Annotated in this window: 18 protein-coding genes and 1 tRNA gene; 8 read left to right on the plus strand and 11 right to left on the minus strand. The window is 65.4% G+C overall.

Annotated elements, in window-relative coordinates:
- Positions 1-19: 19 nt before the first annotated feature.
- The 3 genes from AC1DVU_RS19205 (at position 20) to aceE (ending at position 5,385) form a co-directional block, all read left to right on the plus strand.
- Positions 20-496, plus strand: coding sequence for a hypothetical protein (locus tag AC1DVU_RS19205; protein WP_476924053.1), 477 nt, complete (start codon positions 20-22; stop codon positions 494-496).
- A gap of 86 nt (positions 497-582) precedes the next feature.
- Positions 583-2,415 carry a glycoside hydrolase family 15 protein gene (locus AC1DVU_RS19210; protein WP_476924083.1) on the plus strand — a complete coding sequence of 611 codons (1,833 nt, stop codon included), beginning with the start codon at positions 583-585 and terminating at the stop codon, positions 2,413-2,415.
- Positions 2,416-2,643: 228 nt separating this feature from the next.
- Positions 2,644-5,385, plus strand: coding sequence for a pyruvate dehydrogenase (acetyl-transferring), homodimeric type (aceE, locus tag AC1DVU_RS19215; protein WP_476924054.1), 2,742 nt, complete (start codon positions 2,644-2,646; stop codon positions 5,383-5,385).
- Between the two features lie 68 nt (positions 5,386-5,453).
- Here the strand turns inward: aceE and AC1DVU_RS19220 are convergent, their stop codons facing one another.
- Positions 5,454-5,816, minus strand: a complete 363-nt coding sequence (locus AC1DVU_RS19220) for a DUF488 domain-containing protein (RefSeq protein WP_476924055.1) — start codon at positions 5,814-5,816, stop codon at positions 5,454-5,456.
- Positions 5,817-5,884: 68 nt separating this feature from the next.
- Between AC1DVU_RS19220 and tal the strand changes: the two genes are divergently transcribed.
- Together tal and gap are read left to right on the plus strand one after the other, a co-directional pair.
- Positions 5,885-6,982, plus strand: coding sequence for a transaldolase (tal, locus tag AC1DVU_RS19225; protein WP_476924056.1), 1,098 nt, complete (start codon positions 5,885-5,887; stop codon positions 6,980-6,982).
- Positions 6,983-7,052: 70 nt separating this feature from the next.
- On the plus strand, positions 7,053-8,069 hold the full coding sequence (gene gap, locus AC1DVU_RS19230; protein ID WP_476924057.1) for a type I glyceraldehyde-3-phosphate dehydrogenase: 1,017 nt from the start codon (positions 7,053-7,055) through the stop codon (positions 8,067-8,069).
- 88 nt (positions 8,070-8,157) lie between these two features.
- Here gap and AC1DVU_RS19235 read toward each other — a convergent pair whose 3' ends face one another.
- The 9 genes from AC1DVU_RS19235 to AC1DVU_RS19275 form a co-directional block, all read right to left on the minus strand.
- Positions 8,158-9,054, minus strand: a complete 897-nt coding sequence (locus tag AC1DVU_RS19235) for a carbohydrate kinase family protein (protein ID WP_476924058.1) — start codon at positions 9,052-9,054, stop codon at positions 8,158-8,160.
- Positions 9,051-10,019, minus strand: a complete 969-nt coding sequence (locus AC1DVU_RS19240) for a hypothetical protein (protein WP_476924059.1) — start codon at positions 10,017-10,019, stop codon at positions 9,051-9,053. The genes AC1DVU_RS19235 and AC1DVU_RS19240 overlap by 4 nt, the downstream gene beginning before the upstream one ends.
- A 35-nt stretch (positions 10,020-10,054) precedes the next feature.
- Positions 10,055-11,080: a LacI family DNA-binding transcriptional regulator gene (locus tag AC1DVU_RS19245; protein WP_476924060.1), complete on the minus strand. Its 1,026-nt coding sequence runs from the start codon at positions 11,078-11,080 to the stop codon at positions 10,055-10,057.
- Between the two features lie 66 nt (positions 11,081-11,146).
- Positions 11,147-11,986: a carbohydrate ABC transporter permease gene (locus AC1DVU_RS19250; RefSeq protein WP_476924061.1), complete on the minus strand. Its 840-nt coding sequence runs from the start codon at positions 11,984-11,986 to the stop codon at positions 11,147-11,149.
- Positions 11,983-12,867 (minus strand): carbohydrate ABC transporter permease, encoded by an 885-nt coding sequence (locus AC1DVU_RS19255; protein ID WP_476924062.1) that lies wholly within the window; start codon positions 12,865-12,867, stop codon positions 11,983-11,985. Before AC1DVU_RS19255 ends, AC1DVU_RS19250 begins: the two co-directional genes overlap by 4 nt.
- An 89-nt stretch (positions 12,868-12,956) precedes the next feature.
- On the minus strand, positions 12,957-14,255 hold the full coding sequence (locus AC1DVU_RS19260) for an extracellular solute-binding protein (RefSeq protein WP_476924063.1): 1,299 nt from the start codon (positions 14,253-14,255) through the stop codon (positions 12,957-12,959).
- A gap of 104 nt (positions 14,256-14,359) precedes the next feature.
- Positions 14,360-15,880: a NosD domain-containing protein gene (locus tag AC1DVU_RS19265; protein WP_476924064.1), complete on the minus strand. Its 1,521-nt coding sequence runs from the start codon at positions 15,878-15,880 to the stop codon at positions 14,360-14,362.
- A gap of 123 nt (positions 15,881-16,003) precedes the next feature.
- Positions 16,004-16,657 (minus strand): LuxR C-terminal-related transcriptional regulator, encoded by a 654-nt coding sequence (locus AC1DVU_RS19270; protein WP_476924065.1) that lies wholly within the window; start codon positions 16,655-16,657, stop codon positions 16,004-16,006.
- Positions 16,645-18,594, minus strand: coding sequence for a sensor histidine kinase (locus AC1DVU_RS19275; RefSeq protein ID WP_476924066.1), 1,950 nt, complete (start codon positions 18,592-18,594; stop codon positions 16,645-16,647). Before AC1DVU_RS19275 ends, AC1DVU_RS19270 begins: the two co-directional genes overlap by 13 nt.
- A gap of 148 nt (positions 18,595-18,742) precedes the next feature.
- Between AC1DVU_RS19275 and AC1DVU_RS19280 the strand changes: the two genes are divergently transcribed.
- Both AC1DVU_RS19280 and AC1DVU_RS19285 read left to right on the plus strand, forming a co-directional pair.
- Positions 18,743-19,444, plus strand: coding sequence for a hypothetical protein (locus AC1DVU_RS19280; RefSeq protein ID WP_476924067.1), 702 nt, complete (start codon positions 18,743-18,745; stop codon positions 19,442-19,444).
- A gap of 141 nt (positions 19,445-19,585) precedes the next feature.
- Positions 19,586-20,593 carry a TolB family protein gene (locus AC1DVU_RS19285; RefSeq protein ID WP_476924068.1) on the plus strand — a complete coding sequence of 336 codons (1,008 nt, stop codon included), beginning with the start codon at positions 19,586-19,588 and terminating at the stop codon, positions 20,591-20,593.
- Between the two features lie 200 nt (positions 20,594-20,793).
- On the opposite strand, the gene AC1DVU_RS19290 is transcribed toward AC1DVU_RS19285, so the two are convergent.
- A tRNA-Tyr gene (locus AC1DVU_RS19290) sits at positions 20,794-20,875 on the minus strand.
- A gap of 91 nt (positions 20,876-20,966) precedes the next feature.
- Here AC1DVU_RS19290 and AC1DVU_RS19295 point away from each other — a divergent pair.
- Positions 20,967-21,458 carry a YajQ family cyclic di-GMP-binding protein gene (locus AC1DVU_RS19295; RefSeq protein ID WP_056399438.1) on the plus strand — a complete coding sequence of 164 codons (492 nt, stop codon included), beginning with the start codon at positions 20,967-20,969 and terminating at the stop codon, positions 21,456-21,458.
- The last annotated feature ends 2 nt before the right edge of the window (positions 21,459-21,460 follow it).

Below are 21,460 nucleotides of genomic sequence, written 5' to 3' on the forward strand. Positions count from 1 at the left end.
CTCGGCTCGGACGTCTGACGTGGACTGGGCAGGCTGGGGGTTGTTTGGGCTGCTGGCCACCACCGCCCTGACGGCGCTGATGATCAGCGCCCAGCTGGGCGGGATCAGCCGTTTGGATCTGCCCCTGATCCTGGGCACCGTCCTCACTCCGGACCCGGATCGAGCACGTGTCGTCGGCTTCCTCATCCACCTCTTCGTCGGTCAACTCTTCGCCCTCGGATACGCAGCTTGCTTCGCGACCCTGGGCCAGGCGACCTGGTGGCTCGGTGGCGTCCTCGGCGCGCTCCATGGCGCTGTCGCCTTGACAGTCCTCGTTCCGATGCTGGTGGGGGTCCATCCGCGGATGGCGTCCAACCGTGCCGGCCCAACCTCTACCGCCGTGCTCGAGCCACCAGGGCTGCTCGGCCTCAACTACGGCGCCCAGACACCCCTCGTCACCCTCGCTGCCCACGTCGCCTATGGCGTCGCCTTGGGACTCCTGCTCACCGCAAGCTGAGGTGTTAACCAGTGCCTTCTCGTCCCTCGTCGGCTCCGGCGTCGCAAACGGCAATCGGCGCGAGCGACCAGGGCCGCGACGTCCCGATCGAGGACTATGCACTGATCGGCGACACCCGCACCGGCGCGTTGGTCGACTCCGACGGATCGATCGACTGGCTGTGTATCCCCCGTTTCGACGGGCAGCCGGTGTTCGGTCGCCTGGTCGGCGGACCTGCGGCCGGCAGCTTCCGACTGGGCCCCGCTCACCCCGCCCCAGTCATCGGTCGCGGCTATCGTCCGCACACCGTCACCCTTGAGACGACCTGGAAGACCGAGTCCGGGCGGCTGACTCTGTCCGAAGGCATGGTCGCCGAGGTGGGCGGAAAACTACTGCCGTCCACCATGCTGGTTCGACAGCTGAGGGCCGAAGACAGCCCGGTGAAGGCCGTCATCACGTTCGATCCTCGCCTGGGAGAAGGCCATCGCGCACCACGCGTCCAGCAGCGTGGTGCGATCTTGGTCTGCGACTGGTCGACCACCGCCATCGCGCTGGCGACGACGTCCGGTACGGCCGTCCAGCCTGGTCGGCTGCACACTGTGACCATCACCCCAGGCCGGCCCTTCACCTCGGTGATGTCTGTCGCCGATCGTGAACCACTCGTCTATCTGGACCCCGAAACGGCATGGCAGGAGCTTCATGCAGATGAGCTGCGCTGGCAGGCCTGGTGCCGAGACATCGACCACGACCTTCCCCAACGTGAGACCGTGGTGCGCAGCCTGCTGACTCTCCGCCTGCTCACCTACTCCCCGTCGGGCGCACCCGTTGCCGCGCCCACGACGTCACTGCCAGAGCTCCTCGGCGGCAGCCGGAACTGGGACTACCGCTATGCCTGGCCGCGTGACGCAAGCATCGGCATCGGCGCCTTCCTGGGCGTCGGCAAGCAGGAGGAAGCCCGGTCCTTCATGGCGTGGCTGCTCAGTGCCACCCGTCTGGATCGGCCGCGTCTGCCCGTGCTGCTCACCCTGCACGGCAAGCACCCGCCACCCGAGCGCGAGCTGAACGGCTGGTCAGGCTATGCGGCCAGCACACCGGTTCGGCAGGGCAACGGGGCAGCCGACCAGCATCAGCTTGACGGCTACGGCTGGGTCCTCGACGCCGCGTGGCTTCTCACCCAATCGGGACACCACCTTTACTCCGAAACTTGGCGGACCATGTCTGGATTCGCCGACACTGTGGCGGCCAGGTGGCGGGAACCTGATGCCGGCATCTGGGAAGTCCGCGCTGACACCGCCCATCACGTCCATTCCAAGATGATGGCCTGGCTTGCCTTGGACCGCGTACTTCGTATCGGCGCTCACCATCGAACCTCAAGCGCCCGTACGCTCCGCTGGACGACGGAACGGTCGGCACTCCGCGAAGAGATCCAAAGACTTGGCTTTGACCCGGTGAGAGGCACCTACACCCGTAGCTACGGGTCGTCCGACATCGACGCCGCATTGCTGATCCTGCCGCAGCTGGGGCTCGAGCCAGCCGCCTCCCTGCGGGTGCGGGGAACCATCGACGCCATCGTTCACGACCTCGACGCGGGGGCCCCATTGCTCTATCGGTATCCACCTGGGCAGGACGGCCTTCCCGGCACTGAAGGCGCCTTTCTGCCCTGTTCGTTCTGGCTCGTCCAAGCCCTCGCCCGCAGCGGTCGTACGGCCGAAGCCAACGCACTGTTCTGCGACCTCATCGCGCTGGCCAGTCCAGTCGGGCTGTACGGCGAAGAGATGGATCCACGAACACATCATCACCTCGGCAACTTCCCCCAATGCCTGACTCACGCGGCCCTCGTGCAAGCTTCGCTCGCCCTCCGGGACGCCCCGACCTCGCCGACCCTTGTTGCCCGGGGTCGGCAACGAGCGCCCCTCAACGTTCGCCGTCGTTGCACCTAGAAGGCAATGAACGGCCACGGCACAGTGGATATCGAAGCGATCCACCGCAGCATTCGGGATCAACTCATCCGAGACAGATGGAAACACGATGCCAGCTCAACTCCTCACCCCACTTTTCCCAGTCGTCCGCCCGCGCTTACGCAGTCGCGGACGGACCGATGCGGGCCCCTCCAGCCAATCCATAGGGAGGGGCCCGCGACCAATCGGCACCATTGAGGGCCGAGCATCATGACGGCCGGTGTCGAGCCTCCTCGGCAAGCGAACGCCAACCCGGCCAGTCCGCCACGAGACGACGACCCGTCCGAGACCAGCGAATGGACGGACTCTCTGGACGCCGTCATCGATCACGCAGGCACTGCCCGAGCGAGCGACATCATGCTCCGGGTCTTGCAGCGGGCGCAGGAACGTCACCTGACTTTGCCGGCAAACGCGACCTCTGACTACGTCAACACGATTCCCGAAGCCGCGGAACCCCTGTTCCAAGGTGAGGAAGACGAAGACATCGAGCGTCAGATCGGCGACTACATCCGATGGAACGCGGCGATCATGGTCCACCGTGCGCAACGGCCAGGTCTTGGCCTGGGTGGACACCTGTCGACATACGCATCGACGTCCACCCTTTTCGAGGTGGGGTTCAACCACTTCTTCCAGGGGCACGACGCGGAAGGCGGCGGCGACCAGGTCTACTTCCAGGGACATGCTTCGCCAGGGATCTATGCCCGTGCGTTTCTCGAGGGACGTCTCACCGAGTCCCAGCTCGACGGTTTCCGACAGGAACTCTCGTGCCACGCTCATGGCGGGGGGCTTCCCTCATACCCGCATCCACGACTCATGCCTGACTTCTGGGAGTTCACGACCGTCTCGATGGGACTGGGACCGATCAACGCGATCTATCAGGCGCGGTTCAACCGCTACCTTCACGACCGCGGCATCAAGGACACGAGCGGTCAGCATGTGTGGGCGTTCATCGGCGACGGAGAGATGGACGAACCGGAAGCGCTCGGCGCCCTCGGCGTGGCGGCCCGCGAAGGGCTCGACAACCTCACATTTGTCGTCAACTGCAACCTGCAGCGCCTCGACGGTCCAGTCCGGGGCAACGGCAAGATCATCCAGGAGCTCGAGTCCTACTTCCGGGGTGCCGGTTGGAACGTCATCAAAGTCGTGTGGGGACATGAGTGGGATCGGCTCCTCAGCGCGGACAAGCAAGGCGCGCTCGTCGACCTGATGAACCACACCCCGGATGGTGACTTCCAGACCTTCAAGGGCGAGTCCGGCGCGTTCGTACGCGAACACTTCTTCGGACACGATCCCCGCACCCTAGAACTGGTCAAGAACATGACCGATGCCGAGATCTGGAATCTGAGGCGCGGTGGGCACGACAGCCGCAAGGTGTATGCCGCGTACGACGCCGCGCTTCGCCATCGAGGCCGGCCCACCGTCGTGTTGGCTCAAACCATCAAGGGGTGGGGTCTCGGGCCCCACTTCGAGAGCCGGAACTCCACACACCAGATGAAGAAGTTCACCCTCGAAGAGCTGAAGGCGCTTCGCGACCATCTGCACATCCCGGTCGACGATGACCAGCTCGACCCACAGCTCCCGCCCTACTACAGACCACCCGAGGGATCACAGGGGCTGGAGTACATGATGGAGCGTCGCCGCCAGCTGGGTGGTCCGCTCCCCCAGAGGCGCGGCCGCTGCGTGTTCCCACCCCAGCCGGCCGAGTCCGCCTTCGCGGCCATGGCTCGTGGTTCTCACCAGCCGATGGCGACGACGATGGCCTTCGTCCGCCTGCTCAAGACCTTGATGAAGGATCCGGCAATCGGGCATCGACTGGTCCCGATCATTCCGGACGAAGCCCGGACGTTTGGCCTGGATGCTCTGTTCCCGACCAAGAAGATCTACTCGCCGCATGGCCAGAACTACCTGTCCGTCGATCGTGACCAGATGCTCAGCTACCGGGAAGACATCGCCGGGGTCTTGCTGCATGAGGGCATCACCGAGGCCGGTTGCGCAGCGTCCTGGACTGCGGCCGGGACCTCGTACGCCACTCACGGCGAGCCGATGATCCCGATCTACATCTTCTACTCGATGTTCGGGTTCCAGCGGACTGGAGATCTCTTTTGGGCAGCCGCCGATCAGATGACGCGAGGATTCCTTCTGGGCGCCACCGCCGGCCGAACGACGCTCAACGGCGAGGGCCTCCAGCACCAGGACGGACACTCTCTGCTGCTGGCATCGACGAACCCTGCCTGTGTCGCCTACGACGCGGCGTACGCCTTTGAGCTCGGCCACATCGTCAAGGACGGCCTGCGCAGGATGTACGGCAGGACCGTCAAGCGAAAGGACCCCAACGTGTTCTACTACCTCACCCTCTACAACGAGCCCATCGAGCAACCCGCTGAACCGGAAGATGCCGACGTCGAGGGAATCCTTGCCGGGATGCACCTGTACTCGCCCGCGAGCACCGACAGCGGCTTGCGGCCCGGCGTGGGAGCGCAGATCTTGGCCTCCGGGATCGCTGTTCCGTGGGCACTCGAGGCCCAATCGATGCTGCGGGAGCACTGGAGCGTCGAGGCTGACGTGTGGTCGGTGACGTCCTGGACTGAACTACGAAGGGAAGCGCTCGAGACCGAGGACTGGAACCGTCGGCATCCGGACGACCGGCCACGAGTCCCCTACGTCACCGACCGACTCCGTGGCCGACCGGGACCGGTAGTAGCGGTGTCGGACTGGATGCGCGCAGTTCCCGACCAGATCGCGCCCTTCGTACCTGCTGACTGGGCATCCCTCGGTACCGACGGATTCGGCATGTCCGACACACGAACGGCCCTGCGGCGATACTTCAGAGTCGATGCTGCCTCGATCGTCCTGGAGGTCCTTGAGGTCCTCGCCCGCCAACACATGATCCATGCCGGGCTACCTGGACAAGCCATAGAGCGTTATGGTCTCGATCCGGCGGCTCCCGAATGACCCCGCGCAGCAGCCGACACGACGTGGCCGCGGGATCCCGGATCGGGCGATGCAGCGAGCGAAGCCACCTATCGGCTGAGGACGTCGGCGATGATCGCAGCCTCACTGATGTCGGCTCGCTTCGTCGCGGTCAGCAACGTCACCACCCCGTCTTGGGCGAGCCGCTGCAGATCCCCGAGCGCGGCGGCTCGCTCAGGTTCTTGGAGCTCCGCGCGATAGCGGCGGCCGAACTCCTCGAACTTCTCCGGATCATGGGAGTACCAGACACGCAGCTCAGTCGATGGAGCGATCTGCTTGCACCAGTCGTCGATCGCCGCCTTCTCCTTGGACAAGCCACGAGGCCAAAGCCGGTCGACCAGGACTCTGGTCCCATCCAGGGGACTCGGCGGATCATAGACTCGCCCCACGCGTACACGCGGCTCGTTCACCATCAAGAATCAGCCCTCTCGCGCCGCCAACCGTACCCATCGCCAAGACATTGTCGGACGGCAGTGGACCTATGAGAAGGCTCATTCGTCTGTTCGTGGAGCAGGGCCAGAGCGCATGGCTGGACAACCTGACCCGCCCATATCTCCGTGACGGCACTCTGGCGCGATACGTCGCAGACGGAATCCGCGGCGTGACTGCGAACCCCACTATCGTGGCGACAGCGATCGAAGCATCCGATGCCTACGACGACCAGATCAGAGCACTCATCGCGTCGGGCACGTCGCTCGAAAACATGTACTGGGACCTCGCGGTGACAGACGTCATTGACGCCCTCAAGGTCCTTCGGCCAACGTTCGACAGCAGCGACGGTGGCGACGGATTCGTGTCCATTGAGGTATCACCCGGATTAGCACGGGACACCGATGGCACTGTGGCGGCCGCACGGGAACTGCATGAGCGCATCAGCGAGCCCAACCTACTGGTCAAGATCCCTGCCACACCTGAAGGCGTGCCCGCCATCCAAGCCATGACCGCGGAAGGGCGCAACATCAACGTGACGCTGATCTTCTCGCTCGAGCGCTACAGCCAGGTCCTCGAGGCACATCTGTCAGGTCTGGAACAGCTCGCCCAGCGCGGTGGGGACGTCTCGACCGTGCGCAGTGTTGCGTCATTCTTCGTCAGTCGGGTGGACACGGAGGTAGACGATCGCCTGGAGAAACTCGGCACCGACGAAGCCCTTGCCCTGCGGGGCCAAGCCGCGGTCGCGCAAGCCAAGCTCGCCTACCGACTGTTCCAAGAAGCCCACGCCAGTGAGCGGTGGGCGAGACTGGTCCGACTAGGAGCGCGCGTCCAGCGGCCACTTTGGGCATCCACGTCGACCAAGAATCCTGATATTCCAGACACGCTCTACGTTGACAACCTCATAGGCCCCCACACCATCAATACGCTTGCCGAACGCACACTCGAAGCGTTCGAGGACCACGGCACCCTCGACCGTACGGTCGACCGGGAGGTGGCGACCGCCACCGGCCACATGCGCGCTCTGGCCGCGGTTGGCGTCGACATGAGCGACGTGGGCCGCGCCCTCGAAGAGCAGGGCGTCGCCAAATTTCAAAACTCGCTCACCCACGTGATGACGACCCTCGCGAAGAAGACACAGACGACATAGTCGCCTCCGTCTCGAGGATCGGGTCCGCGCAGCAGCACTAGCCACACCAGCGACAGAGAGAGATGAACTCATGACGGTACGCATCGGCATCAACGGATTCGGGCGGATCGGGCGCAGCTATCTGCGAGCTGCCCTGGCCACCATCGCGGACGTCGAGGTGGTCGCGGTCAACGACCTCACCGACGCCCAGACGTTGGCGACCCTGCTCGAGTGGGACTCCATCTCCGGCCACCTCGACGGCGTCGGGAGTGAGGACGGCACCATCACGCTCGGCGACAGGGACATCACCGTGTTCGCCCAACCCGACCCTGCTGAGATTCCCTGGGGCGACGCGGGTGCCGACGTCGTCATCGAGTCCACCGGCCGCTACACCGACGGCGGCGCGGCCTCAGCCCACCTCAAGGGCGGCGCGAAGAAGGTCATCATCTCGGCGCCAGCCAAGGGCGACGTACCGACGTTCGTGCTCGGGGTCAACGACGACAAGCTCGACCCAGATGGCCACGACATCTTTTCCAACGGATCCTGCACCACGAACTCGCTCGCCCCGCTGGCGAAGGTGCTCAACGACTCGTTCGGCATCGAATCCGGTTTCATGACGACGATCCACGCCTACACCGGCGACCAGAGGCTGCACGATGCGCCGCACTCGGACCCGCGCCGAGCGCGCGCGGCGGCGCTCTCGATCATCCCCACGTCATCAGGTGCGGCGAACACGATCGGCAAGATCATCCCCGAGCTCGACGGGCTGCTGACCGGAGCCTCACTGCGCGTCCCTGTCCCGGTCGGCTCGATCACCGATTTCACCGCGGTCCTCCGCAGGAGCGCCAGCGTCGAGGAGCTCAACGCAGCGTTCCGCGAAGCCGCCACCACCCAGCCGCTGGAGCACTACCTGCACTACTCCGAGGCGCCCCTCGTCTCCGCGGACATCGTCGGCAGTCCGTACTCCTCGATCTTCGACGCGCCGTTGACCGAGGTCGTCGGCAAGCAGGTCAAGGTGCTCGGCTGGTACGACAACGAGTGGGGATTCTCCAACCGCCTCGTCGAGTTCTCCGCACGGATCGGCGACGCCGTCTCGTCACGCGGCTAGGAACCAACACGTACCCAGCACCTGCGCATGGAGCGGCAGTCCGCGGCGGCGCGGACACGAGAGTTGGGTCGCTGTCAGACGCCTTTGCCTACGCCCACCCCGGTAGCTCCGCGGTGCGGGGTGGATCTGCGCCAGGGCGCGAGCAGGTGATCGCCGCGGCTCCCACGGCGTACATGCCGAGGTCGGTGAGTTTCGCGAGGTCGAGCTCGTCGGCGGCCGGCCAAGAGTGTGCGGCGCTCCAGGACAGCATCGCCGCCATGAACGAGTCCCCGGCGCCGATCGTGTCGACAACCGTGATGGCCGGGGCATCGATCCGGGTGACGGCCCGCGAGCTGGCGATGACTGCGCCGGCGCCGCCGAGGGTGATCGCGACAAGCGCGCCGCCGACCGCAAGTTTTTGGGCCAGGACGTCTGGCTCCTCACCAGGGAAGAGCACCCCAGCGTCCTCGTCGCTCATCTTGATGATGCCGGCGTGCGGGGCGATTGCCTCGAACGTACGCCGCCACACCGCATGGTTCGGCTCGACCGTCAGGCGCACGTTGGGGTCATACGACACCGGTACGCCGACGGCATCGGCAATCGCCACGAGATTCGCGACGAGGGCGGCGCCGGGCTCGAGGCATGTGCCGAGCGATCCGACGTGGATGACCTCGAAGCTGCCGGGATCCGGCAGGGCTGCGGGGTCCCAGGTCAGGTCGAACTCGTAGGTCGCGCTGAGGTCGTCAGCGAGCGTTGCCCGGGCGCTGGACGTACGCGCGGGGGTGGGTTCAAGCGCGTCGAGCACCACCTCGGACTCGTACAGGCGATTACGAAGCAGGTCGCCGTACGGATCGTCTGCGAGCTGCGCGGCCAGCCGCGTAGGCACCTGGAGGCGGGCGAGGCCGACGGCGACGTTGAACGGCGATCCGCCCGCGTGCCGCTCGGGTTCCGCGTCCGGACTCTGCACGACGTCGACGAGTGCCTCGCCGACGACAAGCGCGGTCATGTGCGGATTTCCGGGGTGAGAACGAGCTGGAGCCGGCCATCGCGGCCCCAGGTGACAGGAATGGGATCAACGATCTCTCCGCCGAACTCCCCACCCCCGACGAGGTTGCGGAAGGCGAGCAGGACCCAGCGGCCATCGCGTTCCTGGATCAATCGCCCGACGTACAAGGACTCGTCGTGAAGCCGGTAGGCGCTGGAGATGTCGAAGGGGCCAGCGTGGTCGTCGATGTTGACCGCCCAGATCCCGCCCTCTCCATCCGCGGCGAGACGAGAGTCCGCGAGCTGAGGAGTCATGCACGAGAAGAGAAGCACCGATCGACCATCGACGTCGGCCACCTGAAGGACCTCCAGCTGACCAAAGCCCCCGCCGGGCTTGCTCAACGGCGGTTGGACGGTCCAGGTCGAGAGGTCGCGCGAGCGGGCGTGACCGACGACGCCCCGGTCGCGAGGCTCACCGTCATTCGCGCGCGCGGTCACCAGCATGTGCCAGCCATCGCCCGAAGAATCGGCGAAGACCCACGGGTCCCGCCACGCCTCGTCGGGCCATTGGGCGTCGGTGAGTCGTTCGTACCACCGTGGATCGGCTTCGACGATCGATACGCCCGGAACCCGCTGCCAGGTGTGCAGGTCGGGCGAAACTGCCGCACCGATGCGCTGCACAAGGCCGCCGCTGGCGCGGTCAACACCGGTGTAGAACATGTGCCACATGCCGTCGGCGGCTTGGACGACCGACCCGGTCCACGTGGCGAGGTCATCGAACGACGGGCCATCTGAGGGCACGACCGCATCTGCCACTTCGGTCCAGCTCCGCAAGTCGCTCGACACGGCGTGCCCGATGGTCGCGCGCCAGTGGCGCCGGTCGGGGTCGTGCAGTGCTCGAGACGCCTTGAGGAAGAAGAGGTGGAAGTGCTCGCCGTCGTCGGCGAACCAGAAGTCCCAGACCCAGGACGAGGGAAGTCTGAACACGGGTGCCTTTCAGAACGTGGTGGGTGGGTGGTTGGTCAGGCGGGCGCGGTCGAGGACCGGCGAACGATCGGGCACGGCATGAGCAGGGGGCCTTGGACCGGCGGGGCCGGGGGCCATGAGCCGTCGAGGAGGTCAGCGACCGTTTCGCCGGCCCAGAAGCCCATGTCGAAGTGGGGCAAGGCCACCGACGTCAGCTCAGGATGAAGTCCGCGGGTGATGAGTTCCTGGTCGTCGAACCCGATGACGGACAGGTCCTCGGGGATGCGAAGCCCGAGTTCGGCGGCAGCGCGATAGACGCCCATCGCCATGCGGTCGTTGTACGCGAACACGGCCGTGGGCCGGTCTTCTCCTGCCAGCAGCTCGCGGGCCGCGCGATAGCCGCCCCAGGTCTCGGACTCCGCAGCAACGACGAGTGTCGGGTCGAACGCGATGGATGCTGCGGCGAGCGCCTCCTGATAGCCCTGGAGGCGTCCTGTCGTGGCCGGCACGTCGTCGATGTTGGTGACGAATCCGATCCGGCGGTGCCCCAGTCCGGTCAGCTCGTCAGTGGCGGTTCGGCCACCTTGGACCTCGTCAGGAACCACGCTGGGCGCGGGAGATGCTGGATCGACCGCATCGAGCAGCACCAGTGGTGTTCCATCGAGAACGGTAGGCACCGAGACAGCCCGGTGGTACATCGTCGCGTAGAGCACAGCGTCGACCTGGAACTGCAGGAGTGCCTTGAGCTCGCTCTCCTCGACTGCCGGATCGTTGTCCGTGTTGAACAGGACCACGGTGTAGCCACGCTCCTGCGCAGCTCGCTGAGCGCCGAGGATCATCTGTCCGGCGTACGGAGTGGTCGCAATCGAGTCGCTCACGAGTCCGATGGTCCCCGTCCGCTGCGTACGCAGGCTGCGCGCTGACCGGTTGGGCTGGTATCCCAACCGCTGGGCGGATTCGAGCACGCGCTGCCGGGTCTCGTCACGAACCTGTGCATGCGGGACCTCGTTCAGGACGTGCGACACCGTAGTCACCGAGACCCCTGCGTCTGCGGCCACGTCCTTGATTCCGATGCGCTTCATCTACGTTGTCCCCTCAGTCTGTCCATGGTGCGTGTCCTTTCGGTGCTCCGAATGCGGCATGCAGAATCAGCCCTTCACCGCGCCGAGCGTAAGCCCGGCAACGATGTGCCGCTGGAGAAGCAGGGTGAGCAGGATGACCGGAACCGAGTACATCGTGGCGAGGGCCGTCATCGGACCCCAGTCGAGACCGAACTGGGTCTGGAAGTTGGCGATCACGATCGGTGTGGTCTGGGCCTGCACCGAGGTCAGCAGCAATGCGAAGAGGAACTCGTTCCAGGACGCAAGGAACGCGAAGATCGCCGTCACGGCCAGGCCGCCCGTCACGACCGGGATGATGACGTGCCAGAGCGCGGTGAGCCTGCTGCAGCCGTCGATCCTGGCGGCCTCGTCAAGGCTGTCGGGCACTGCCTCGAAGAAGCTCGCCATCAGCCAGATTGACAGCGGGAGCGACACCGTGGTGTGCGCGATCGCGAGACCCGCAGGCGTGTCGAGCAACCCGATGGAGCGGATCATCGTGACCAACGGGAGGCCGACGGCGACAGGCGGCACCATCCGAGCCACCAGAGCGGCCATGATGAACACCCGACCGGTCACCGTACGAAAACGGGTGATGCCGTATGCCGCCGGCACGGCCAGCACCAGGGAGAGCAGCGTGCTGATCGACGCCGTCGTGATGCTGTTGATGAACGATGCCACGACGCCATCGCGGTTGAGTGCCGATGAGTAGTTGGCACCGGTCCAGGACTTCGGCAGGACGCTCGGCGGGACCGCGATCGTGTCGAGTGGCGACTTGAACGAGGTGAGCAACAGGTAGACGAATGGGAATCCGTACAGCACCAGGACCGAGATCAGCAGCCCCCACAGCAAGAGGCGGGTGCGGGATGATCGAACTTCGATGCTGCTCATGACTGGTCCGTTCCCGGTCGCCAGATGAACCACACGGCGACCATCGCGACCAGCAGCATGGCGACGAGATACATCGTGGCCATCGCGCTCGCCAGTCCGGGCTCACGGAACCGAATCATGGTCTGGTAGATCAGCAGGCTGAGCGTCTGGGAGGCGTTGTCGGGCCCACCCTTGGTCTGGATCAAGATGATGTCGAACGCCTTGGCGGCGTCGACCCCGCGCACGATCAGGGCCACGGCGATCACCGGCCGAAGCAGCGGAAGGATGATGTGGAACAGCATCCTCACGCTGGACGCACCGTCGATACGAGCGGCCTCGAGCACGTCGCCGGGGATGTTCTGCAGGCCCGCGAAGAGGATCAAGGTCATGAACGACGTGGTGAGCCAGATGTCGGGGATTGCGACCGAGAACAAGGCGATGTCAGGGTTGCTCAGCCAGCCGATGGAGTCGGCGCTCGACATGATTCCCACCCGGGACAGCAGCTCGTTGACGATGCCGAAGTTGTCGATGAGCAGGAAGCGCCACAGCAGGCCGGCGACCACAGGCGCGATCATCAACGGGTAGAGGAACATCGTACGGAAGATCGACGACCTCGAGCCCAGCATGGAGAAGAGCAACGCCGCTCCGAGGCCGAGGACGAACTCGAGGCTCACGACGATGCCGGTGTAGGCCACGGTGCGGAGGGCGGCACTGGTGAACGCAGATGAGTGCAACGCGTCGCCGTAGTTGCCGAGCCCGACGAACTCGCGAGCACCTCCAGCGATGGGTGAGATGTCGAAGAAGCTGTCGATGACGAGTCGGACCAGCGGCCAGGCCACGAAGACACCGAGGAAGATCGCTGCCGGCGCCATCAACAGTGCGGCGAAAGTGCGGTCACTCATCCGCGAGCCCGATCGGCGAGGGGCCGTCCCCCGCCGGGCCCGAACGGGCACGGCGGGGGCGGCGGCGCGGACCACCACCCCCGTGCGCGTCACTTGACGATGTCCTCGGTCTGGGCCTGTGCCTGTCGCAGCAGCGCCGCGTTGTCACCGCCGGCGACAGCCTTCTGGAGCATCGGGATCAGAACCGTGTCGACGATCTTCTGCCACTGCGGGCTGGCCGGCCGCGGTGCAGTGGCCGGGGCGTCGAGCGCTGCGATCAGTGCCGCAAGGTTCTCGTGGCCGGGCTCGTCCTTGTACTTCTCCAGAGCCGACTTGCGCGCCGCCAAGCCGAGGCTGGTGTCGAGACCCATCTCGTTGTGGTCGTAGGCGAACGTGATGAACTTCTCGGCGAGGTCGGACTTCTTCGTCGCCTTGGGTACCGAGAGGTACCAGGCGCCGGGAACTGAAGCCGTTCCAGCTGGACCCGCGGGAAGCACCGTGACGCCTGTCTTGCCCTTCGCCGGCGAATCGGCCGGGATCTGGGTGTAGGCGTGCGCCCAGAAGCGGGTCATCGCGGTCTTGCCCTGGTTGTACAGGTTCTGCGCCGATGCCCAGTCGATCTGCGCAGCGCCGGGCGGGCTGACCTTCAGCTTGGTGTTGAGCTCGGTGTAGTAGTTGAGCGCTTCGAGCGCCTGAGGCGTGTCGAGGTCGGCCTTGCCGCTCTTGGTCAGGACCATGTCCTTCGCGCCGGCCTGGAGCAGCGTGGCGAGGTACTCGGTCTCGACCGCACCCTTGACGTCCGTACCGAACATGCCGTCGCGAGTGAAGAACTGCGCTGTGTCAGCGAACTGTTCCCAGGTCGTTGGCGGCACGAGTGCATAGCCGTACTTCGCTTCGAAGGCCTTCTTGTTCGCCGCGTTGTCGAACAGGTCCTTGCGGTAGTAGAGAACCTCAGCGTTCGTCCATGCGGGCATCCCGACGAAATGTCCGTCGACATTTGCCTCAGACAGAAGAGACGGGAACAAGTCAGACTTGACGCCGCTGGTGAACATCTCATCGAGAGGGTTCAGGCCCTCTGCGAAGCCCTTCAACCAGATCGCGTCCAAGGCGGCGACATCGAACGAGACTGAGCCCGACGAGAGCTCACTCGAGAGCCGGTCGTACAGGCCGTCATACGGAAGCTCCACGAAGGTGATCTTGGTTCCGGTCTCCTTCTCGAAGGCGGCAGCGACGGGCTTGAGTTCTGCGTGTCCGCCCGCCTCGACCAGAACTCGGAGGTCCTTGGCCGAGTCCTGTGAGCCGCCGCCTGCGCCGCAAGCAGCTGCGGTCGACCCGATCAACAGCACTGCGGCGGCCACTGCGACGGCTCGCGCACGCAGGCCCTGGTTGGTCTTGCTGTACTTACTCATCACCCCTCCGGTTAGAAGTTTCACTCGCTGGGCCCCGAGTTCCCAAAACGTTTTGGGTAAACGTTTTGTGCAATGTAATCGGGGTCACATTGTGCTGTCAAGGGTCAGGCGTTCCCGGGTGCTTGGGGCCCGCTGAGGTTGCCGACCGCAGGTGTGAACCTCAACGCGTTGGCAGACCTGTCTGCGACCACTTGGGCATCGCTTCCGGAATCAAGGATGGTGTTCCCCAATGATTCGGAGTCGACCAGCACGGTTGTCACAGGGAGTGCGGCTGAAGCCTCGATCGTCAACAGGGCATCCACCTGAGCCGAGTAGCACGAGTCGCTGGACTTGGCGTCGACGTCCATCGCGACCACGTGGTTGTTGGATACGAAGTTGCCGGTCCCAGCCGTCAGCCGAATGGTGACAGGCGTTGCACCAGCCGGGCGAATGCTTGGTGAGTCGATGATCTGTGAGAAATGGTTGGCGATGACAGAGTTGTTGCTGCCGCTGACACAGAGCAGCCCGTAGAGGTCATCCAGCCCCTCGATTCCCAGGAATGGTGTCCAGGGCTCGTGGTCGCGCAAGAAGTGATTGGTGGCCACGAGGTTTTCCGAGCTGGCCGCTCCGAGAATGACCATCCCGGGATAGAAGGAGTGCAAGCGGTTGTTGGTGACGCTCGAACGCGTGACGCCTTCGAGCCGGACGCTGCTCGCCCCTCGAGGGAAGACGTTGTTCGCCGTGATCAGAAGCCCGCCATGGTTTTCGGCGTAGATCGAGTGCCCCCGGAATCCTGCCCCGATCAGGTTGTCGGTGATCTTCGACGCCTGTCCCCAGCCGCGGAGCTCGATGCAGTTTGCGCATTCAGCGACGAAGTTGTCATGAACCGAGAGCGCGTCCGCGTTGTAGATGGTGAGGGCGTTTTCCAGGTAGACGAAACCCATGCCAGTGACCCGGAACGAGTCGTTGGAGCTGGCGACATAGATTCCCGTCTTGCCGTTGATGTAGGTGTTCTCGGGATGCATACCCGAGTCATCCGCGGTGAAGTGCAACCCGTCGATGCAGAAGTTGGAGAACTCGACCGAGCTGATCCGCGGGCTTCCACTTCGCTCGACGAGGAAGGCGGCCCCTTTCGACTCATCGCTGTCTGGCACGAGCGGGAGGTCGACCAAGATGCGGCTCCCGCCCGGCCACAGCTCATGCAGATCCGGCCATTCGACTTCGGGGACGTTGAAGCGGATGCTCGACGACGTGAAGCCGTGCCCCGAGCCTTGGATCGTGAGGTAGCTGACGTCGATCACCACCTGCGTACGGAGGCGGTAGTCCCCGGGCGGGAGGTAGATCACCGCGCCTGGCTTGCCCCCGTCGTTCGCATCGGTCGCGGTCTGCCGGCACTTGATGTCCGCGATGATGCTGTTGATCACTTCGCCGACGTCGTCGGACGGGTCGCCCACGGACCATGTGGTGACGTCGTAATAGTTGCTGCTTGACATGTCTTCCTCTTTTGTTGGGGTTCGCAGCAACGCCCGCCGCGAGATGGAGGATGTCCGAACTCGTGCGACGCCAAAGGCCTCAGTGCCATTGCGGCGTCGTTGGCCCACTGGGCCACCTTTGCCAAAACGTTTTGGGCAATGGGTCGCGATCAAGATATGGGTGCTGTACGGCAGGTGTCAACGGAACCTGGGGTGGGACGTCGCTTCGGGGAGAGGACGGTCACGAATCGGTGGACCGATGACGCGGTTGCGACCGGAGAGCACGCTCCGTCCGGGTCAGTTGTCGACGTTCCGAAGGGCAGCCAGGACAGCGAGAACGCGGCGATGGTCGTCGGGCGCCTCGTGCAAATCAAGCTTGGTGAAGATCTTGGAGATGTGCGCCTCCACCGTCCGATGCGAGACGACCAACCTCTCCGCTATCGCGGCGTTGGACCGGCCCTCGGTCATCAGACTGAGCACCTCGCGCTCCCGCTCCGACAGCGCGAGCATCGGGCTGTTGCGGGAGTGGGCACGCACCAAACTCGCGGCGATCTCCGGATCGAGCACCGTACCTCCCGCCGTGATCGTCTCCAGCGCGTGGAGCAGAGTCGGTACGTCGATCACCCGGTCCTTGAGCAAATAGCCGAACCCCTTGGCGTGCCGCTCGACCAATTGCCCGGCGAAATGCGTCTCCACCGCCTGGGACAGCAGCAGGATCCCCAGGTTGGGAAATCGCTGCTTCAGCTCGACGGCAGCGGCTGCCCCCTCATAGGTGTACGTCGGTGGCATCCGGATGTCCACCACCGCGATGTCCGGCCGGTGCTCGGCAACTGCGGCCGCGAGCCCCGCGGCGTCGGCGACGGCAGCGCACACCTCGACCCCGGCTCCGGTCATCAGGGTGACCAGGCCCTCCCTCAGCAGCGCCGAGTCGTCAGCGATCACGACGCGCATGCGAAAACCGCCTCCACCCTCGTGCCGTGGGGCTCGATATCCCGAACGCGCAGATCACCGTCGATGGCCCCGACCCGGTCGGCGAGCCCGCGAAGCCCTCCCGAAGCGATTTCGACTCCGCCGACCCCGTGGTCCTCGACGGCAACGTGGAGCCGGTTGCCCCGGCGGCGTACGGACACCGAGACGTCCGGGGACCCCGAGTGCTTCACCGCGTTGGTCACCGCCTCGGCGATCACGAACCAGGCGGCTCCTTCTAGGGCAGAAGGGAACCGCTCATCGGCGACGTCATAGCGGATGTCGAGTGGCACACGATCGGCCAGATCCGCGACCGCCGCCACCAGGCCACCACCGGCCAGGGCCGCCGGTTGCAGCCCGGCAGCGAGGTCGCGCAACTCCTGGACGGTGACCTGGACCTCGGCGATCGCGCGATCGGACTCGGCCGCCAGGAGCGTGTCGTCACTGTGCAGGCGCGCAGACCGCAGCCGCAGCGCGATCGCGAGGAGTCGTTGCTGCGCCCCGTCGTGGAGATCGCGCTCGATGCGACGGCGCTCCTCGAGGTGCGCCGTCGCCAGCCGCGTGCGCGATTCACGGATGAGCTCGAGCTGGCGGGCGAGCTCAGCGCGAAGCGCAACGTTGTCCATCTCGGCGGCGGCCTCGCCCGCGACCGCTTCAACGACATCGCGCTCGGTCTCAGCGGGATCGAACTCAAGGCGAGCGATCACGGTGCCATGGCGACGTACGTCGACCACCTCGCCGCCAGGTGTGACCGTACGACCTGCCGAGGTGACCCAGGCATCGCCGTCGGCCGGGTACAACACGCGGCTGCCCGATCCGAGAACCTTCGCGACCAGGTCGTCGAGGTCTGCCGACGACTCCGACAAGCCCGTCCTGACGATGTTCACCGCGTCGTACAGCACCCGGTTCACTCGACGTCCCACCGCACGCCGGCCCCAAACCCACGACACCCGCGCGACCGCCACCCCGGCCAGTGTTGCGGCGACCGTGGGCAGCTGCGAGCCGGCGGCGATCGGCGTGCTCCTGTTGATCACCACGAGGACCGCAACGAAGGCCGCGACCACCGACACCGACGCGATCGCGTACGCGGCGGAGTCCGTGACGACCCGCTCGACCTCGTAGAGGCGGTAGCGCAGGACCGAAAAGGCTGCTCCGGCCACGAGCGCGACCATCGCCCCGCTCAGGACCAGCGAGGCGACGCCGGTCTGATCCGCGCGCGACAGTACGAAGGCCGCGACCACACACGGTGCGATCGGGATCGCACCGGCCACCAGCCACAGGAGCTGCTGACGGCGCTCGCCGTCCGCCCGTCGCCACGCCACCACCAGCACCACGGCCGAAGCGACCAGGCAGAGGCCCAGCCCGTAGATGGCGACCGCCGCCACCAGCCGGGTGACGCGTGCGAGAGACTCGATCGCCAGCGGGCTGGAGATCTCTTCGAGTGGCGGGTCGAGCTTCGTGGTCCGCAGCAGGACCATCGACTGGAAGGCGGCGCCGGTAAGGACGGTCACGATGGTGAGGTGCCGTGTGACAGCGGGACGTGTCTCCTTGGGTGGCGTGAGTTGGACGGCGAGCGCCAGGAACACGAACCACCACACGAAGCTGCTGTCGTTCAGCGTGGCCATCAGCTGGTAGGTCGTGCTCCCCACGCTGCGGCTCGATGCGACGTACTCCTCAGAGAACGCACTCCACGTGACCGCGGTCCCGAGACCGAGGAAGGCCCACCCGGCCGGCTGGTCCGGCAGCCGCCACGTCACCACAACGCCAACGATCCAACAGGTGACGAGTGCCACGATCGACGGCACGTCGGCGGCGCCAACGGTCGGTCCCGAGGAGTTGACCACGAGCGCCCCGACGAGAAGGGCAGGTGCCAATGGCCAGGTCAGTGACCTCGCCAGGTCGAGTCTCGCCGACCCCCACATGGCCTCATCATGGCAGCAATCGGCCCCCAGGGACTCCGAGTCAGCACGTATCCGGAGACAGGTGCCAGCTCCCTCGCGCAGACCCGCCCAGACGCCGGAGAGTGGGTGGACCAGGGATCTCGCCCTGGTCGACGCCGAGGAGCACACCGTGTCCAGCACCCGAAAAATCCCGAGCCACTCCGAGCCCACCGCTCACACGAAGGCCGCAAGGGCCACCGCGGCGGCCGCCGCCGTCGTCTTCGCGGTCGCACTCTTCTGGACCGTCGCGGTCATCGATGTTCCCCACGATCCCTCCGACGCGGAACTCCTTACCTGGTGGCAGGACTCAGGCAACCGGATGTCGGGACTCTTCTCCGGACTCTGGGCCATCGTCGCCGCCTGCTCCCTCGCGATCGTGATGAACCATCTGCACACCCTGACTGCCACCGCACACGCACCACAATGGATGGCCTTCGCCCGGTCGATGGGCGCGGCCGTCACCGCGGTCTGGCTGGTTACGGGTGCTGTCCGAGCCTCTGTCGGCCACCTCGTCGACGTGATGCACGAGCCTCTCCCCGGCGTCGACGTGCTCCGCCTGGCCACCGCGATCAACTACACGCTGCTCGGCCTTGCCGGGATGGCGGTCCTCGGCATGTGCATCCTCGCCGTCTCCGTCGTGGTGCTGCGCACCGGCGCGCTGCCACGCTGGATGGCGTTCGTCGGCCTCGGTTGTGCCGTCATCATGCTCGCCGCCGTCATCGCCCAGTACGGCGGCTACACCACCCCGCTGGGAATCCTCTGGGGGCTCTGCCTTGCCGTCGCGCTGTGGCGACAGCCCGCGGTCGTCGCGACCTCGGATACCCACATCTGACACCATGCGACGCCGCGGATACTCGGCCCACAGGGCATGCAATCGAGCCGCAGGCCGAGATCCCGGGCTAGCACGGAAACCGGCCGGCGCCAGCGAACCTACGTCTGAAGTGGCTCAACCGGTCCAACTCAGGAGGTCAGTATGAACCGCAACGCAGTTCGCGTCGGCGTGGCTGTGGTGGCAATTGTGAGCCTTGCCGTCGGATGCAGCTCGCAGGAAAACACCGAAACGACATCCCCGACATCGGGCACGACTGAGGCAACGCCCGAACGGGTGCCCATCCGGGGCCACTTGTACTTCACTCGCACAACCGCAGGCGATGTGCAGACCGTGTTCGCCGCCTCCGGACTACAGGAGAAACAGCTGACCGAGCCGGGTGAGGCTTGCTGCATCCTGCGAAAGTCCCCGACTCAAGGCCGCCTCCTGGTGATGCCCGGCGGCGATATTGAGCCCCCGATCACCGGCGGCACTATCAACCTCAACGGCGGCAACTTCACCCGGCTCGAGCTCACCGACCCCACCCTCAACCTGGTGCCACAGGCCTGGTCCCCGGCGGGGGCGAGGATCGCCTTCGAGGGGTGGGACGACGCCGATCCGCACCGGACCGGCATCTACACCGCGCGCGCCGCGGAAGGAACCGACCTCGTCCGCGTCACCAACCGGCCAGGACAGTTCCACGACCTCCCGCTCGACTACTCACCGGACGGCACGCAGCTCGTCTTCTACCGCTCCATGCACGCAGACCCCGACCCGCACACCGACGGCTCGCTGTGGGTCGTCGACGTGGACGGTTCTGGAGCGCATCGCATCACCACAGCCGAGTCCCCACCAGCGGACTGGGCCCGATGGTCACCGGATGGGACGCGAATCCTGTTCGCGAGCGAACGGCTCTCCCCAACCGGACCAATCTGGACGGTCTCGCCAACCGGGACAGGACTCACGAAGCTGTTTGAAGACAAGGACGGCGGCTTCGCCATCGCCCCAGAGTGGTCTGCTGATGGAACGCAAATCGTCTTCGGCCTTGACCCCAGCAACGATGAGTTCGAGCATCCCTCGAACAAGGTCTACGTCATTTCGGCCCAGGGCACGGGCGTACAACTCGTGAATGACAGCACCGACTTCAAGCGCCAGTTCGAATGGAGCAAGTAGCTCCCGGTTGAGAAGAGTTCTCGCATCTAAAGTCCTGAAATTGCCGCGGATTTCAGCCTCCGCGCTGATGCGAATCTCGATCCGCATGCCGTGGGCCGTCTGACACCAGGAACGCTCCCCTTGGTGGAGTCGATAGGGAGAGAGTCAAAGAGGGCCCCTGACCCGCGTTTCTGCAGGTCAGAGGCCCTTCTCGATTCCCGTGGCAGGTGCAGGGTTCGAACCTGCGTAGGCTGAGCCGTCTGATTTACAGTCAGATCCCTTTGGCCACTCGGGCAACCTGCCGGGGTGTTGCCGGGGCAACGACAAGCAAGACTATCGCAGCCGATTAGGGTGAGAGAAATCAGATCCCCGCGGCGCACCATCAGGAGCACTCATGGCCGACTCTTCCTTCGACATCGTCAACAAGATCGACCGCCAGGAGGTCGACAACGCGCTGAACCAGACGGTCAAGGAGATCAACCAGCGCTATGACTTCAAGAACACCGGCGCCTCGATCGACTGGAGCGGCGAGTTCGGCATCGAGGTCAAGGCCAACGCCGATGAGCGAGCCCTCGCGGTCCTGGACGTCTTCAAGGACAAGCTGATCAAGCGCGGCATCTCGCTCAAGACCCTCGAGGAGGGCGAGCCCCGCCAGTCCGGCAAGGAAGTACGGATCTCCTCGACCATCACGGAGGGCATCAGCCAGGAGCAGGCCAAGAAGGTCTCCAAGCTGATCCGCGACGAGGGGCCCAAGGGCGTCAAGGTGCAGATCCAGGGCGACGAGCTCCGGGTGAGCAGCAAGAAGCGCGACGACCTGCAGGAGGTCATCGCGCTGGTCAAGGGCGCCGACCTCGACTTCGCGGTGCAGTTCGTCAACTACCGCTGAGA

Source organism: Aeromicrobium sp. P2_G6 (genome assembly GCF_056403535.1).